We start from the raw sequence: 14,986 nt of genomic DNA on the forward strand, positions 1-14,986 counted from the left end.
CTGATTCAGACGATGACCGCGCGCAGATTGCGCACCAGCGCGCGGTGCGCGGCGCTGTTGCTGATCTCCAGCCTCACGCGCGTCGTCTTGTCTGCCCCCACACCTTGCAGGCTGCTCGCACGCCACTCGATCTCGACCCAGCCGTCGCCCACTGGCGCGGCATTGACCGCCGGCAGCGTCGCATAGCTACCTGCCGACCCGCTCTCAGCTTTGGCGGTCACGCTGGCGGTGCCGGGGGCGAACACCTCGGCGATGACGCGCGCGGTAAAGCTCGGCTTGGCTGGTATCGCGCGGCTGACATAGTCGGCGGTCTGAGCGAGCGTGCCCACCACCAGCTGCACACCAGGGGCCAGGATCGGGGTGGCATCCGGCAGGCCCGTCAGATCCACCGCCACCTGCACCTTGCCGCTGTAGGGCGCTTGCAGCGACACCGTGCCGCCCAGCACGGTCGACAGCACCCGCCCGTCGTCCAGCGTCAAGCGGACACGCGCGCTGCACCCGCTCTTGGGTAGATCCAATGCGCCAAGCGCCAGCAGGTCGGTCGCATTGGCTACCGACACATTCTGCGCCACGGTGACCGAGCGCGTCGCGGCGCTGGTCGAGACCGACAGCAGGCGGAAGGCCAAGTCTTTGTCTTGGTGCGCCGTCCAGGTCGAAGCGTTGCTCGAGGACAGCAGCACGCCGACCTGGTAAGGCTGGCTGGTGACCCAGCGGCCGCCTGCCGCGTCCCATTTGCCCAGCTCAGCGATGGCGACCGACGTGTCCGCATCGTCGGTCAGCACCACCAGCACATACTCGACGCCCGCCTGCAGCCACACCGGCAGGTCAAAGGCGATGCGCGTCGGGCCAGTGGTCTGGATTGCAGATGCATCGATGCGCCCTTCGGCCAGCACGGTGCGGGTTGGGAATCCGGCGACCGTCTCACGGATTTGCACCGTCACTGGGCGATTGCCGCGCACGGTAAACCACAGGTCGACCGCCGCGACCTGCTTGGACTCAGGCAATGTGAAGGTCTGCGCCAGCGGGTCATACCACCAGATGGTGGTAGTGACGCGCTCGCGGGTCGTCTGCGACACCAGCGTGCCGCGCCCCTCGAAGAGGGCCTCGCCATGACTGCCGCCAGCGCCGTCGATCTCGAAGCGCTTGACGCCTGCCGCGATGCCGGTGGGGATGGTAAAGCTCGTCTCCACCACCCCCTGGGCGTTGGCCTTCAGACCCGTGGGCACCGACAGTGCTACGCCGTCAAAGCGCATCGCCGACACCGCCTCGTTTGGCCCAAAGCCCACGGCGCGTACAGCCACTGCAATCGGTCGCAGGGTCGGGATGGCGGTCTCGATGCGCGAGACGACCTCGGTGCTGCGCGACACCGTCGTGCGCGACAAAAGGCCACTGCCGCGCACGATGGTCTCTGTGATCGCCGCCGCCTGCGAATTCTGAAACTCCGTCCAGAAGTCGCGCGCCGGGTTGAGCGTGACCGTGGCCGGCGCGGGCAGCACGGCCTGGTAGGGGTTGACCTTCATGCTGCCGGTGCGCGCGGTCTGCTCCAGCGCCGTGGCGAGGCCAAAGGGCAGCATCTGCGGCTGCGTCAGATACGGCCCGAGTACGGTAGCCGCTATCGGCGCGCGCAACGCACCGTCCACGATCACCGCCGATTGCGCTATGCCGGCGTCGCGCAGGCCGTCGTTGCGGAAGGGGTCGGCAAAGACGCCGGCCTTGGCCGCCGGCTCGCGCAGCGTGATGTCCTGCGTCAAGCGGTCGCGCGCGATCATGCCGTACAGCCGCGCGATGTCATCGCGCATCGCCTGCAGCTCGTATGTCGGCACCGCGCGCACCGCGCTGTCGATGACGCGCACAGGCTGCGCGGCTCGCCAGGTCAAGTGCAGGTCGCACAGGCGCAGCAGATCAGCCGGCACCGCTGGCGGGTTGGGGTTGCGCTCGACCGCCACCCCCTTGATGCGCTGCACCAGGCCGTCGCGGTTGATGACGAGCGCATCCATGCGCGGCAGCATCCAGTCGTAGTCCACCTGCACCAAGGTGCCAGCGACGAACCCCTCGACGGTAAAGCCGTCCTCGTCGATATTGGTCGCGGTCACTTGCGCGATGTAGTCGTAGGTGACCTCATAGGCCGACCCTGGCGCAGGCTCAGCGCCCGCAGGTGCCCAGTTGATGACGTTGCCGGCCACCGTGTAGTCCTGCCCGACCTGGTAGGTCGTGCTGCCCTGCTTGACAGAGAGCACCTGCACCACCGCCGCATCGGGCAGGGTGTCCGCCGCCCCAGAAAACACCCCGTGGGTGATGGTGGCCGTCTTGCGCCGCGTGCCCTGCACGCGCACGACCTGCGCTAGCGGCGCGCGGTTGACGTTGATGCGCATGCGGCCTTGGGCATTCGGCGCAAACACGGTCGGCTCGGCGAGCACCCGCTGGATGTCTGGGTCGAAATCCAGCGCCAGACGGTCGTCGTATGGCTTTTCGACCTTGAAGCCCGCGACGTTGCACACGCCGGCGGCCAGCGCAAAGGTCAGCTTGCCGTCTTCGCTGCGCCGCCCCAGGTAACGCACGCCCAAGCCGGAGACCAGGTAGTGGCCGTTGGCGTCGTAGTCGTAGCGAGCCAACATCTGCTTGACGCCGTCGAAGGCCGGCGGGCGCTCGCGGCTTTGCAGCACGCCATCAATGACCGAAGCCACCGGGTAGAACGGCAGGCCAGAATTGGCGTCCGCCCCGCCAGCGCCTGCCCATCCCCACAGGGCCTCGACCTTCAAGCGGCCAGCGCCGGGTTCTTGGTAGTTGCGCACGCCCACCGCGGGCTCGCGCAGACTCGGGTCTTCCAGCTCGGTGATGACGGTCTCTTTCAGACGCACGCCCAGCGTCACCTCGCCGGTCGTGGGGATAGCGAACTCGGCCGCCGGCACCTCATGCACCGCGCCCTTGATGTAGATGCGCGCTGCGGCCAGAAGCGCGCGCCCGGCGCCGGCGTCGATGACGATCTCGCCGCCCGAGACGATGTTGCCGTCCTTGAGCAAGGCGTCAGCCACGCCTTTCAGGCGATGGTTGATCGTCGTCTGCAGCTCATTGAGTTCGCGCGATTGCAGGCCGTCGCCAGCGCGAAACAGCAGCTCGGCGTAGCGCTTGGACGGGTCGAACAGGTTGTAGTAACGCTCAAGCATGGGGTGGCCTCATCAGAAGGTGACGACGAATTCGAAGGTCTCGCGCGTGGATGGCTGGCGCACGATCGGCACCGAGTTCTGCAGCAGCAGCAGGATGCCGGGCTTAACAACTTGGCTCGGCACGAAATACTTTTGTCCGGGCGGCAGGCTGGGATCGGTCTGCGTGCCAACGAAAAGGCCCTGCTCGCGGATGGTGCTGGTGGCGGCGTCTTCGAAGTCGAAGCGCACGCGGATGAAGAGGTGATTGGTGGGGGTCGTGGACAGCCGATAGCGCCCGGTGGGCACGACGATCTCGCCATTGGGGTCGGCAGCGACGAAGTGCACCTCGTCCACCACCCGGCGGCCGACTTCGCGCAGCAGCGCGGTCTGATCAATGGGCTCGGGCGGGCGGCCGACCTTGAAGCGCACCGTCACCTTGCCCCGATTGGGGATGCTGCCGCCGGACAAGCGCGTAATCACGCCAGCCTGGGCATCGACGCTGTAGTCCACGTCGCGCGTGTAGGTGATGGTCTCATCGAGCGAGGTCACGATCACCTCATCGATGTGGGTAAAGCCCAGCGCGATGAGATTGCCGGCGTCAAACGCGGTGCTCACGGCCCGCGTGGTATCCCACACCGGATCGCCCTCGCCGATGGCCAGGTGCATCGGCTGCTGCTTGATCGCAGCGGCCAGCGCGGCGCGGCCGCTGGTGGTGAGAATGGCCATAAATCAACTCCTTACGATGTGAAGTGGTGGGTCTGAATGAGCTCGCGCACATCAAGCCAGCTTCCCGCCGGCCAAGGCGCGTCGGTCCAGGTCTGCCCGCGCCAGGCGGCTGCCGCGCGCGCGAGCGCCTCACGGCTGGCTGCACCGGCGACAGACGGCGCTATGGCGCGACGGCTGTGGCGACGGCGCAGCGATGGGGCAGACGCCACCAGCAAACTTGACGCCGCCGTGACGGCGTGCGAGCGCGGCACGACGGCATCGATGGGCCGCCAGACGACCTCGGGGCCGTCACCCAGCGTCATCGCGCCCAGCCGAGGCAGATCGCGCACCCGCCACAGGCCGCGGCGCGGCGTGCGCGCCTGCGCATCGCCCAGCGGCGTGCTGTCGGACAGGACGATCAAGGCGCGCTGGAAGACGCGCGCGCGCCACGGGGCCGGGTCTGGCAGCGGAGCGTTGGCCAGCGTCACGGTGCGCGCCAGCGCCAAGACGTCAAAGGCCCGCCGCGCCTCGCCCAGCCGCAGCCAGCCCAGCATTCCATCGCGTGTTTCAGCCGTGCGCGTCCGCGTCGCGTCGCGCGATGCCGACCAACTGGGCGCACTGCCGAGCGCAGCATCGCCGTGCACGGCGTCGAACCGCTCCAAGATCGGCACACGGATGAGCCGATGCGGCGTATCCGACAGCGCGTTGTTGCCCAACACGATGGGCCCGCCCTCTTCACGCACCCAAAACCGCGGCAGGCAGGCGTTGGTGTCGCCCAGCGGGGTGCTGTCGGATGGCACCACCATGGCCCGGCAGAACTTGCGCTCCGGCAGCAGCGTCTGCGCCACCCTCACCCCGCGCGCATTGACTACGGTGAAGAGGTGCGAGTGCAGAATCTCTTCATTTGGCGTATGCCCTGGGTCGCCCAGTCGCGCGTAGTCGAGCAGATAGCGGTCGATCAAGCGCGCCGCCGCAAACCGCGCGGGCGCATACACGGCCGCAAGCGTCGCTGCGGGCCAGTCCTGCGCCAGCGGGTGCACCCGACCAAACGACAACTTGGTCTGCCCGTCGCGCCAAAACACCCCGCTGTGATCCGACAGCAGCGCATCGCCCAGCCGACTGTCGCCCAACACCAGGCGGCGCAGGTCCCAGCCGTGGTAGATGCGCGAGAGCCGACTGCGCGCCGGGGCCGACAGGCGGGAGATGGCGACCAGGTTGGCGATCGTCTCGTCGTCGGCGAGCACGCGCCCGGAGTCGACCATGAACTCGGCAAAGTGCAGGCCGGGGGTCTCTTGCTCCACCTGCACGCTCAGGCCCACCCACGACAGCGCGATGGCAAGCGCCGCCGGCGTGCCGCGTATCCGCTGCCAGCGGATGCCCTCGGCGATGGCGCGGCGCGGCTCGGGCAGGTAGGGCAACAGCTCGCCTAGCCCATACTCCCAGATCAGCCACGGCAGCAGCGGATCAGCTGGGTTGACTTTGAAGGTGCGCAGCGCCTCTGTCGGCTCAGCCAGGCGCGTGAGCGTGTCGGTGGACAGCGACAGCGCGCGCTCCAGCGGCGACGCGTTAGGCGGCAGCAGATGATCAGACACGCTCGCCTCCTCTATCGGTCGCGGCCGGCGAAGATCAGCTCATCGCTGATCAGTCGCACCGCTTGCGTGCTGCTGACCCGCACATCGCTGGCGGGCTCGATGAGCTCGACTTTGTGCACCCCAGGCTGATGCAGATGCGCGATCAGCCATGAGCGCGTCAAATCCCAGCCCAGCCCCGCCGCTTGCGCCATGGCGCGGCGCAGGCTGGGCCTCAACGCATCAAACACAGACGATGGCGTATCCGGATACAGCCAGATGCGCGCGCGCACCGTCACCGGGATCAACTCCACCGGCACGACCTCCACGGTGTCGGTGAGCACGCGCACATCGTCGCGCAGCACCACATCCCGCACCGCTTGCAGCAGCGCCTCGGGCACGGCGTCGCCATGACCCGCAGGCAGCACGCTGATGCGCACTCGACCGGGGCCCGGGCTGTCGACCGCAACGTCAGCCACCTCCGGCGATGCCGACAGAGCCCAGTAGCGGTAATGCGCCGCGCCGCCGGCGCTCGACCAGCCCATGATGCGCTCGCGCACGCGCCGGCGCAGGGCATCGTCGCCCTCGCCCGCCAGGCGCGTCACGCCATAGAAGGCCGCCAGGTGGTCGAGGTCGGCACCATCGGCAAATGCCAGCAGGCTGGCGCGTGCCGCGTCATTGATGCGCGCGCGCAGCAGCAGCTCGCGGTAGGCGGCCACCTCGACCAGCTTGATCGCCGGGTCGGAGGCCAGCAGCGCGCTGTACTGCGGATAGCGCACCCGGAAGTCCTGCAGCATCTCGGCGAAGATGCGCTCAAAGCTCAGCTCCTCGATGGACTGCGGCGGCGGCAGGCTCGCCAAGTCGGCGACAGTGACGGGATACGCGCTCACGACCGATCTCCTGCGATGCCGATGCCAGACAAGGTGACCAGGCGGTCGGCGAAGCCCTGCAGCCGCACTTCGCCCTCCAGCGTGAGCTCGACCCACCCTGCGCGCGCATCCGTCATGCGCACGCGCGTCAGCCGAAAGCGCGGCTCCCAGCGCGCCAGCGCCTCCGCCACCGCCGCATACAGCTCCACGGCCAGCCGCGGCGTGATCGGGCGGTCGATCAGGTCTGGGATGCGCGAGCCGTAGTCACGGCGCATCACGCGCGTGCCGATGCGGGTGGTCAGGATGTCGCGGATGCTTTGACGTAGGTGGTCTAGGTCAGACAAGGCTTGGCCGGTTTGGGCGTTGATTCCGAGCATCGCTCGCTGATTACCCTGCATAGACATTGGGTGACCCTTCGGCCACGCTCGAACCACAGGCCACCGGATCGCCGATGCGCCCGACGGCCTGCCCCTCTGCAAACACGCTGGAACTGCCCTTCGCCAGCACGCTGGCGTGACAGGCGCGACCACAGCAGTGAGTCCCCCAGGCATCCCCCATCCGATGCACCGCGATGCCATTGACGAACACCGAGGCGGCAGCGGATGTACTCGGGCGCGCGGGGAAACAGCCGTGGCCAGTACACAAATCACCCAGACGGGTTACTGCTGGCATGAGGATTGCTTTAGTTCAGATCGATGCGCGGCGCGGTGATGCGGATGCCAGCGTCATCCATCTCGATCTTGCTGGGGCCGACCTCGATGACGATGCGCCCGTCGAATGGCACCGACAGGTGCCAGTGGTGCTGACGGCGGTCGTACCGCACGAATGCGCCGTCGTCCCACACCGTGCAGCTGATGTCGGGGCTGTTGGCCGGCGGCGGGTAGGCGTCGCGGTAGATCGACCCCACCACCACCGCCTGGTTGAGATCGCCGCCGGGCGCAACCAGCACCACCTGCTCGCCAGGCTCGGGCGCGTGCCAGGTGCGGTCAGGCCCCGCGCGCACCGTGGCAAACGGCAGCCAGCCGGTCAGGATCGGCCCGGCGCGCACCCGCACCCGCGCGCGCGTCGCATCGAGCTCGGCCACCTGCCCGATAAGCACGACATTGCTCAGCCGTCGCTCGTCTTCGGTGAGGTCGTAATGCAGATGGCGTTCGCTCATGGCTTCGGCGGCGGATCGGTCAGCGGCACATAGTCCGGCTCATACGGGATGCCGATCTTGGGCACCCAGCTGTAGAGCACGTGCAGCGGCAGGCGGCCTTTTTCTTCGATGGGTTTGGTCCAGTAGCTGACCTCAAAGGTCAGGCGCGCCGCCAGCACCGGTGTTTCGCCTTCGCCGTCTTGGTCGATCTCGATGCGCAACAGCCGCGTGCCTTCGACCAGGCGGCCCAGCGTCTCGTCCTGATCGAGGATCGCTTCGACCGCCTGCGCCAGCGCGTCCGCATCGTCGGCAGCGGTCGCGCCACCGGCGACGATGTCGACCGCCAAGTCCAGCTTGCGGTAGCGCAAGCCCGGATCAGCGTGCGGCTGCTCTTCGATGCGCTCCTGCTGCGCGTAGATGAGGATCGCCGGCAAGCGGCCAGATGCCAGCGGCGTGGCGCGATGCACGTGGATGCGCTGCGGCGTGATGCGCGCATCGACCGCCGGCAAATGCGCTGCCAGGCGCTGCGCCACCGCTTCGCGGATCACAGTGCGTGGTGGCTTGCTCACGGCGACGCCCCGTCAAGATGCAGCAGCAGCCGCAAAAAGCCGTACCCGTCCGGGCGCACATCGACGATCAGATAGCGCTGCCCGCGCACCGTCACCGCATCGCCCTCGACCGGCGGCGGCGTGCAGTCGTCCTGCCAGACCTCCAGCAGCGGCTGCACCATCGACACCGGCTGCCCGCTGCTGACATCCACCGCCTCGTGCGCGGCGCTGAAGATGCCGCGCAGCGGCTGCGGATCGCCAGTTTCGCGGTGCAGCAGCACCGGCTCGGCAAATGTCGACCGCACGGCGTCGGCGACCAGCCGCTGAGCGCGCGCAAACGGCGTCATCACCATCCGTTGCTGGAGAAGAGCCGCACGGTCAAGGCCGGGCGCTTGACGATCGGCAGCGGGTTGGACTGGGTGTAGATGTCGATGCCGCTGCCGTCCTGCCGCGGCACCTGGTACGCGTAGAGCTCCTGACCGTAGGTGCCCACGGCTTCCATCAGGTTGGCCGGCGCGAAGTAGGTGCGGAAGGTGTCCAGCGTGCCCAGCGGGAAGGCCACGCCCTCGCGCGCCGGGATCAGGCGCTCGGTCGTGCCGTTGGCCAGCGTCACGGTGCCGAAGTACTCCTCGAAGACGATGGAGCCAAAGCGAAAGCCCCGGCGCACATCGTCTCTGAGCGGGTTGGCGCCGGCCGTGCCCTGGTGGAAGGCGTAGGCATCCTTGACGCTCTTGTGCTTGACCAATGCATCGAAAAACTCGGGGCTGACCAGCGCATGGATGCCGCTCATGGTCTCGCCTTTGAGATGCTCTTCGATGTGGCGCGCCACCTGGGTGCAGCGGGTGATGATGTCTTCGTTGCTGCCAAAGGTGAAGTCGAACTGCGCGCGCGCAATCCCGAACTCGGCGTGCCAGTCGTAGATCGTCTGGCCCGCGCCGTCCTTGGTCACGCCCAGCAGCGCGTTGACGCGCATGTACTCCAGCGTCTGCGCGTGCTTGGCGCGCATGCGCGCGAGCTTGCGCGTCATCACGGTCACCAGCGGGTCTTCATTGGCTGCCGCGCCAAAGCCGCGCACGCCTTGCACTTCCGCCGGAAGAATCACGTCGTTGTGCGGGATGTGCGGTACGACAAACGAACGCAGCGTGCGCTGCTCGCTCGTGCCCACAGTAGCCGGCGCGCCGGGCTGCACAGACGGCAACAAGCGCAGCTCGCCGTCGACCGACTCGATGACCACGGTGCGCTGCGAGATTGGCTCGGGCGCAAACAAACCCAGCTCGCCCACGCGGCCGTAGCGATTGGGCAGCTGCTGGATGGCCGCCGTCATCTCGGCCAGGGTAAAGCCGCTCCCAGCAAACGGATTGACGATCACAGTCATGGAAAATCTCCTCTCAAACGGCTGTACGCACCACGATGCCGTAGGCAGCCAGCTGCTCGCGCTTGGCGGCGCGCTCCGCATCGGTGTCCACCGACGCATCAAAGACCAGGGCTTGATCGGCCACGATGGCTGGGCCGCGCACCAGGGCCAAGGCCTTGGTGTCCGTCGTGCTCTCGGCGACCGGCTCCAGCAGCACGGCGCAGGCGATCTCCGCGCCTTCAAGGCCGGTGGTCGATGCCGCGGGCGAGCGGGCATAGACGCCGCTGGCGGTGATGCGGCCCAGCACCGTGCCGATGGGGTAGGCGCTGCCGGCCTTGACGGTGACGGTCTCGCGGGTGTAGTCCGGGTCGCACTCGCGCTTGAGCACGTCGCCCAGCGTCGGATTGGATGTCAAAGTGCTCATTGATTACCTCCGTAAGCTTTGGCCGCCTTGACCAATGGGCTGTCGGCGACGGATGGGGGCGATGCCGACGCGGGGGCGACGGCGACGATGTCGGCTGCCGCATCGCGCGCGGCCGCCTGCTCCAGCACCGTGCGGCGCAGCGCATCGGGCTTGATGCCTTGGGTCAGCGCCTGCGCTGGATCGACCGTCACGCCAAGGCGCTTGGCCTGGGCGGCGATCTCGGTCAGTTCGGCCAATTCGGCGCGCAATCGCTGCTCGATCTGCGCAGCCAGCGCAGCTGTATCGGGCGCGGCCGCCTGCGCGGCCGCAGCGTTTGCGTCAACGCTGACCTCGGCGGCCAGCGCATCGGGGGCGTCATCGTGCATGGTCATCTCCTTGCAAGAGTGGGAAAGTCGGGGCGCAGAGCGATCGGCGCTCGCGCGCCGCGCCAGACGCTGCTGCAACGCCGCCAGCGCGTCATCGAGCGTGCCGATGCGGTCGGCCAACCCTGCCTGTAGGGCCGCCTCACCGCGGTAGATGCGCGCTTGCGTGGCGCGCACCGCCTGCGCATCGAGCCGCCGGTGCGCTGCCACCAGCTCGACAAACTGGTCGTAGAGGCGGTCCAGGTCGGCCTGGATGTCGGCTGCCACCGACGCTGGCAGCGGCGCGTGCGGGTGGCCGTCGATCTTGTGCTCGCCTGCGTGCAGCAGGGTGTACGACAGCCCGGCCTGGGCGTCTGCGCCCGACTGGTCCACGTGCACCGCCACCACGCCGATGGAGCCCGCCTCGGCGGTGCGGGTCAGCCACAGCTGCTCAGCGGCGGACGCGATGGCGTAGGCTGCTGAGAGCGCTGCCTCGTCGGCGATGGCCCACAGCGGCTTGCCGGACGCTTTGGACAAGGCACGCAGACGCAGCGCCAAGTCAAAGACGCCGCCCGCCTCGCCGCCGCTGGAGTCCACCTCCAGCAGCACCGCGCGCACCTGCGGGTCGGCAAAGGCGTCTTCGGCCATCGCCTGGATCGCGTGGTAGCTCATCAGGCCACTGGCCGCGTCCAGGTACGCCGAGCGCCGCACCAGCGTGCCCAGCACCGGCACGATGGCGATACCGTCGACGATTTGCAGCGCGGGTGGTCTCGGCTGCGCCGACTCGGGCGTTGGCATCGCCAGCGGCTGCCCGGCGAGCTTGCGCGCCATCACGCCCAGGATCACATCGAGCTTGGGGCGCGCAATGAGGAGCGGCGTCCCGTACAGGCGGGACGCCAGGTGGGGCAGATCGGTCATGGTCAGTCAGACTCGGGTTGATCGACAGGGACTGGCGCGGCCCGGCGCTGAAACCACAGTCCAAGGTCGCGCTCGCGCTGCCGATCGGCGGCGATCTCGGCGTCGACCTGCGAGGCGTCATAGCCGCGCTCGGCAATCGCCTGCGTGCGTGACTTGAGCCCCGCCTCGATGGCCTCGATCTCGGCGCGGATATCCTTCAGGGGATCGACCCAGTCCCAGCGCGGCGGCAGCCAGTTGCACGCCAGATACTCGGCGCGCCGGCGCTCGTAGTCCGGCAGCGTCAGCGCGCCCGACAGCACCGCCGTGTCCATCCAGCGCGCCCACACCGCACGGCACAGCTGGTACACCAGCACCGAGTGCTGGAAGGCCTCGATGCGGCGGCGAAACTCCAGGAGCGCCGCGCGCGTGTTGGAGTAGTTGGCCTTGAGCATGTCCGCCGACAGGTTGGCGTAGGGCAACCCGAGGGCCGCCGCCACCTGCAGCAAGGTGCGGTACTGGAATGCCTCGTAGTTGCCGCCCACGTCGGCCGGGTTGGAGAAAGTGATGTCTTCGCCCTCATCCAGGATTTGCAGCTGCCCCGGCTCCAGCGGCAACAGCGGCTCGTCTTGCGCGTCGCGCTCGCCGCTGTTGTCAAAGTCGCGCTCGGGCCGGCGCACGAAGCCCACGAACATCGCCGCGACCTTCTTGCGGTCGAGCTCGGCGTCGTCGTACTGGTCAAGCAAAAACAGCTTGACCAAAGCCGGCGCGAAGCGCGAGACCCCGCGCAGCTGCCCGGCGTCCACCGGATCGATGATGTGCAGCACCATCTCGGCGGGCACGCGCACCGTCTCGCCGGCCAAGCCTGGATCGGTGATGTCGCCCGGGTGGCGGCGCAGGAAGTGATACGCCACGCGACGGCCGATGCGGTCGAACTCGATGCCCTGCCGCACCACGTGGCCGTTGTCAAGCACGCGGTTGTCGGTCAGCGGCAGCATCTCGGATGGCAGCATCTGCAGCTGCAGCGGCACGGACAAACCATCCTCGGGCCGGCGCGGGCGAATGCGGAAGAACACCTCGCCGGCGATGAACAGTTCGCGCGCCGCCCGGCGCTGCTGGCCGTAGAAGTCGGTCAGCCATTCAGCATCCGACTCGTCCGTCCAGCGCAGCCACAGTTGCTGCACCCGATCCTTGAGGACCGCATCGGCAATGCCCGACGAGGGCTTGATGCCGGTGCCAACGGCATTGCTCGCCCACGACTCCACCGCATTGGCCGCGTAGCCGTTGTTGCGGATCAGGTAGCGCGCGCGCGCGGTCATGTCCGCGCCGGCGGCCTGGATCAGGGTGTTGACGTGCGCGCGGCTGGCCTGAAACATCTTCAGGCGGCGCGACGACAAGCCGCCCTCGAAGCCGCCGACCATCGCGCCGACGCGCAACACCTGCCGCCCCAGCCGCTGACGCCACTGTTGCCACACGCCCATCACAACCCCTTGCTCGCGTAGACGCGGATACGCCGCGCCGGGCGGCGGCCTTCGGCGTTGGCGATCTCGCGCTCCAAATCCTGCAACGCCGCCTGCAGCTCGGCGTCCGACTTGTAGGTCAGCCACTTGTCGCCGGCCTTGACGGTCAGCATCCCGCTGTAGCGCGCTGCTCGCAACGCATCAAGCTGTGCCTTAAGCTTTTCTATGGTCATCTCACATAACCCGACGAAATCGCCATGCGCCGACGGCGCGGCGTCGGCAGCGATGGAATCGACGCAACGCTTCGGCCAGCATCCTGACGCGCCACCAACGCCTTCGGCAGCGCCTCCACCCGCCGGTTCAGGTTGAGCCCCATCGACAGCAGCCCGTGCAGCGCGGCATAGGCGTACACCCGGCAGTCCAGCGCCTCGTTGCGCCGTCCATCCGGCTTCCACCAGAAGCGCTGCGGGAAACCCTTGACGTAGCGGGTGCGGATACGCTCTGCCGTCAGCTGCTCGAAGTACTCCGCGTCCCGATCCAGCGGAAAGTGCATCGCGCCTGGGCCGGGCCCGGCCTTCTTCAGCCGCGCATAGATCGCCTCCTTGGCCGCGTCCACCCCGATGGTGAACAAGCTGACCCGGCCCTTGTTGGCTTTGCTCGGGCGCTTGGGCCAGATCGGCTTCTTGCCGGCTCCGCCCTTGATCGCCCAGATGCGCCGCCGCTCCTTGCCGCGGCAGAAGGCGTAGGCAGAGAGCGTGTGATGGCCGCCGGTGTCGATGCAGGCCGCCTCGATCGTCAGCCCATCGGGCAGCGTCTCGTGCGCGAATCGCTGGCCGAGATAAGCATCCAGCTCGTCCCACAGTTGCGGCGCGGATGGGTCGCCCCACAGCACCTTGTAGTCGATGGACCAGGACTCCTCGTCGCGGCCCCAGCCGACCACCTCCAACTCCAGCCGATCGTCCTGCACGTCAATGCCGCAGGTCAGTAGCGCCACCTCGGCGGGCACGGCGGGCCCGTAGTCTTCGCGGCGCGCCATCAATCCTTCGGCATCCAGGGCCTCGCCCTCCCGGTCTTCCCAGGTCTCGGCCAGTTTGGTGTTGACCCAGACCTTGAGCCGCACCGGATCGTCCTTGGCGGCATGGTGCTCCTGGGCGATCTCGCCCCAGGTAACCCACGGGCTATAGAGGCTGGAGAGGTGGAAGCCCACCGTCTTACCATCGCCCTCGGCCCGTGCTGTCCAGCGGCCATTGGCGAGCAGTGCCGGCTTGCGGTACTCGGGATGAATGCCGTCGCAGGCCGGGCAGTGCCAGGCGGCGTCCGCCATCTTGCCGGCCGGCCACTTGATGTCCCGCCATTGGATCTGGCTGTGCGCCCCGCAGTGATCGCAAGGCACCTCGAACACCCGCTGGTCCGACTCCAGGTAGGCCGCCTCGATGCGCGAGAAGCCTTTGAGCGTCGGGGTTGAGCACAGATAGACCTTGCGATTGACGAAGGTGGCGGCCCGCTGCACGGCGAGCGCCACTGGATCGCCTTCGCCATCCGCATCGCCCGGATAACCATCCACCTCATCGAGAAACAGGTAACGCACCGGCATCGATCGCAGGCCCACCGCCGAGTTGGCGCCGGTCATGATCAGCACGCCGCCGGGAAACTCCTTCATCAGTTGGGTATTGCCGGAGTCGCGTGACCGTGGGTCTTTCACCCGGCTGGCGAGTTCAGGGCTCGCCTCGATCAGGGCATCCACCCGTTGCTTGGAGACGCGCTTGGCGCCTTCCACCGTGGGCTGCACCAGCAACATCGGCCCCGGGGCGTGGTGGATGACGTAGCCGACCCAGTTGAGTCCGCATTCGGTTTTACCCACCTGCCCTCCGGCCATGAACACAACACGCTCGATGCGCGAGGTGGCCGACAGCGCATCCATCACCTCCTTGAGATACGGCGTGCGACTCGTCGACCAGCGGCCGGGTTCGGCTGAGGCGACCGACGACAGCATCCGGTGGCGGTTGGCCCAGTCATCGACGGTGAGGATGGGGTCGGGCGCGAGGCCCCGTTTCCAGGCGGATTCGACCGCCGATTCAGCAGTGTCGAACACAAGCCACTCCGATGCGAAATAGATGGACCGAACGCTTGGCTTCTCACGCGAACAGCGCGTTCATCACGTCACCCCGAACCACCCGATCGAAAGGACGCCCGATGAACCCCCACATCCCCGACCTTCTCGCCACCAAGCTCGCCGAGGCCGCCCTGACCGTGCTGGTGCGCACTTGCCGCAAGGAGGTGGCCGCCGCCAGCCGCGACGAGCTCGAAGCCGCCTGCGCCGCGATGCGCGCCAAGGCCCGGCCGGTCATCGACCGCTTGTTTGACGACGCAAGGGCTGCGCCCTGGGTCGGCGAGATGGCCTTCCACGCCGCCGCGCTCGAACTGGCGCAGGCCGGCATCGCGGTGTTGCGCAAGGTCTGACGAGCAATGCGAAGCCAAGCAAGAACGCTTGACTTCTCACGCGAACAGCGCGTTCATCACCTCACCCGATCACCACGCACCA

Annotated in this window: 16 protein-coding genes; 1 reads left to right on the plus strand and 15 read right to left on the minus strand. The window is 68.0% G+C overall.

From position 1 onward, the window contains the following. Positions 1 to 5: 5 nt before the first annotated feature. From EDC36_RS03515 to EDC36_RS03585, 15 genes are read right to left on the minus strand one after another with little or no spacing between them, the layout of a single operon-like run. Positions 6 to 3,164, minus strand: a complete 3,159-nt coding sequence (locus EDC36_RS03515) for a DUF4815 domain-containing protein (RefSeq protein WP_132961862.1) — start codon at positions 3,162 to 3,164, stop codon at positions 6 to 8. Positions 3,165 to 3,176: 12 nt separating this feature from the next. After that, positions 3,177 to 3,869 (minus strand): hypothetical protein, encoded by a 693-nt coding sequence (locus tag EDC36_RS03520; protein WP_132961863.1) that lies wholly within the window; start codon positions 3,867 to 3,869, stop codon positions 3,177 to 3,179. Positions 3,870 to 3,880: 11 nt separating this feature from the next. Next, a complete protein-coding gene (locus EDC36_RS03525; protein WP_165902803.1) occupies positions 3,881 to 5,440 on the minus strand; it encodes a phage tail protein in 1,560 nt (519 codons plus the stop codon). A gap of 11 nt (positions 5,441 to 5,451) precedes the next feature. Beyond that, a complete protein-coding gene (locus EDC36_RS03530) occupies positions 5,452 to 6,306 on the minus strand; it encodes a baseplate assembly protein (RefSeq protein WP_132961865.1) in 855 nt (284 codons plus the stop codon). Then, positions 6,303 to 6,662, minus strand: a complete 360-nt coding sequence (locus EDC36_RS03535; protein ID WP_132961866.1) for a GPW/gp25 family protein — start codon at positions 6,660 to 6,662, stop codon at positions 6,303 to 6,305. Before EDC36_RS03535 ends, EDC36_RS03530 begins: the two co-directional genes overlap by 4 nt. Positions 6,663 to 6,672: 10 nt before the next feature. Continuing rightward, entirely contained in the window at positions 6,673 to 6,957 is a 285-nt protein-coding gene (locus EDC36_RS13450) for a PAAR domain-containing protein (protein WP_132961867.1), read from the minus strand. Positions 6,958 to 6,967: 10 nt separating this feature from the next. Then, positions 6,968 to 7,444, minus strand: a complete 477-nt coding sequence (locus EDC36_RS03545; protein ID WP_132961868.1) for a phage baseplate assembly protein V — start codon at positions 7,442 to 7,444, stop codon at positions 6,968 to 6,970. Then, positions 7,441 to 7,992, minus strand: coding sequence for a hypothetical protein (locus tag EDC36_RS03550; RefSeq protein ID WP_132961869.1), 552 nt, complete (start codon positions 7,990 to 7,992; stop codon positions 7,441 to 7,443). The genes EDC36_RS03545 and EDC36_RS03550 overlap by 4 nt, the downstream gene beginning before the upstream one ends. Next, a complete protein-coding gene (locus EDC36_RS03555; protein WP_132961870.1) occupies positions 7,989 to 8,318 on the minus strand; it encodes a head-tail joining protein in 330 nt (109 codons plus the stop codon). Before EDC36_RS03555 ends, EDC36_RS03550 begins: the two co-directional genes overlap by 4 nt. Next, positions 8,318 to 9,346, minus strand: coding sequence for a major capsid protein (locus tag EDC36_RS03560; RefSeq protein ID WP_132961871.1), 1,029 nt, complete (start codon positions 9,344 to 9,346; stop codon positions 8,318 to 8,320). Before EDC36_RS03560 ends, EDC36_RS03555 begins: the two co-directional genes overlap by 1 nt. A 13-nt stretch (positions 9,347 to 9,359) precedes the next feature. Then, positions 9,360 to 9,749 carry a head decoration protein gene (locus tag EDC36_RS03565; protein ID WP_132961872.1) on the minus strand — a complete coding sequence of 130 codons (390 nt, stop codon included), beginning with the start codon at positions 9,747 to 9,749 and terminating at the stop codon, positions 9,360 to 9,362. Next, complete coding sequence (locus tag EDC36_RS03570; protein ID WP_132961873.1) at positions 9,746 to 11,008, minus strand: S49 family peptidase; 1,263 nt, start codon at positions 11,006 to 11,008, stop codon at positions 9,746 to 9,748. Before EDC36_RS03570 ends, EDC36_RS03565 begins: the two co-directional genes overlap by 4 nt. A gap of 2 nt (positions 11,009 to 11,010) precedes the next feature. Next, positions 11,011 to 12,465 (minus strand): phage portal protein, encoded by a 1,455-nt coding sequence (locus EDC36_RS03575; RefSeq protein WP_132961874.1) that lies wholly within the window; start codon positions 12,463 to 12,465, stop codon positions 11,011 to 11,013. Beyond that, positions 12,465 to 12,677, minus strand: a complete 213-nt coding sequence (locus tag EDC36_RS03580; protein WP_132961875.1) for a phage head-tail joining protein — start codon at positions 12,675 to 12,677, stop codon at positions 12,465 to 12,467. Before EDC36_RS03580 ends, EDC36_RS03575 begins: the two co-directional genes overlap by 1 nt. Continuing rightward, positions 12,674 to 14,536, minus strand: coding sequence for a phage terminase large subunit family protein (locus EDC36_RS03585; protein WP_207895030.1), 1,863 nt, complete (start codon positions 14,534 to 14,536; stop codon positions 12,674 to 12,676). Before EDC36_RS03585 ends, EDC36_RS03580 begins: the two co-directional genes overlap by 4 nt. 101 nt (positions 14,537 to 14,637) lie before the next feature. On the opposite strand from EDC36_RS03585, the gene EDC36_RS03590 reads away from it, so the two are divergent. Next, positions 14,638 to 14,904 (plus strand): hypothetical protein, encoded by a 267-nt coding sequence (locus EDC36_RS03590; RefSeq protein ID WP_123770450.1) that lies wholly within the window; start codon positions 14,638 to 14,640, stop codon positions 14,902 to 14,904. The last annotated feature ends 82 nt before the right edge of the window (positions 14,905 to 14,986 follow it).

It is taken from the genome of Tepidimonas ignava (assembly GCF_004342625.1).
GTDB classification, from domain to species: domain Bacteria; phylum Pseudomonadota; class Gammaproteobacteria; order Burkholderiales; family Burkholderiaceae_C; genus Tepidimonas; species Tepidimonas ignava.

Coding starts and splice junctions, on each gene's coding strand:
- EDC36_RS03515 (WP_132961862.1), bottom strand. CDS start 3,164: ATGCTTGAGCGTTACTACAACCTGTTCGACCCGTCCAAGCGCTACGCC.
- EDC36_RS03520 (WP_132961863.1), bottom strand. CDS start 3,869: ATGGCCATTCTCACCACCAGCGGCCGCGCCGCGCTGGCCGCTGCGATC.
- EDC36_RS03535 (WP_132961866.1), bottom strand. CDS start 6,662: ATGCTCGGAATCAACGCCCAAACCGGCCAAGCCTTGTCTGACCTAGAC.
- EDC36_RS13450 (WP_132961867.1), bottom strand. CDS start 6,957: ATGCCAGCAGTAACCCGTCTGGGTGATTTGTGTACTGGCCACGGCTGT.
- EDC36_RS03545 (WP_132961868.1), bottom strand. CDS start 7,444: ATGAGCGAACGCCATCTGCATTACGACCTCACCGAAGACGAGCGACGG.
- EDC36_RS03555 (WP_132961870.1), bottom strand. CDS start 8,318: ATGACGCCGTTTGCGCGCGCTCAGCGGCTGGTCGCCGACGCCGTGCGG.
- EDC36_RS03560 (WP_132961871.1), bottom strand. CDS start 9,346: ATGACTGTGATCGTCAATCCGTTTGCTGGGAGCGGCTTTACCCTGGCC.
- EDC36_RS03565 (WP_132961872.1), bottom strand. CDS start 9,749: ATGAGCACTTTGACATCCAATCCGACGCTGGGCGACGTGCTCAAGCGC.
- EDC36_RS03570 (WP_132961873.1), bottom strand. CDS start 11,008: ATGACCGATCTGCCCCACCTGGCGTCCCGCCTGTACGGGACGCCGCTC.
- EDC36_RS03575 (WP_132961874.1), bottom strand. CDS start 12,465: ATGGGCGTGTGGCAACAGTGGCGTCAGCGGCTGGGGCGGCAGGTGTTG.
- EDC36_RS03580 (WP_132961875.1), bottom strand. CDS start 12,677: ATGACCATAGAAAAGCTTAAGGCACAGCTTGATGCGTTGCGAGCAGCG.
- EDC36_RS03590 (WP_123770450.1), top strand. CDS start 14,638: ATGAACCCCCACATCCCCGACCTTCTCGCCACCAAGCTCGCCGAGGCC.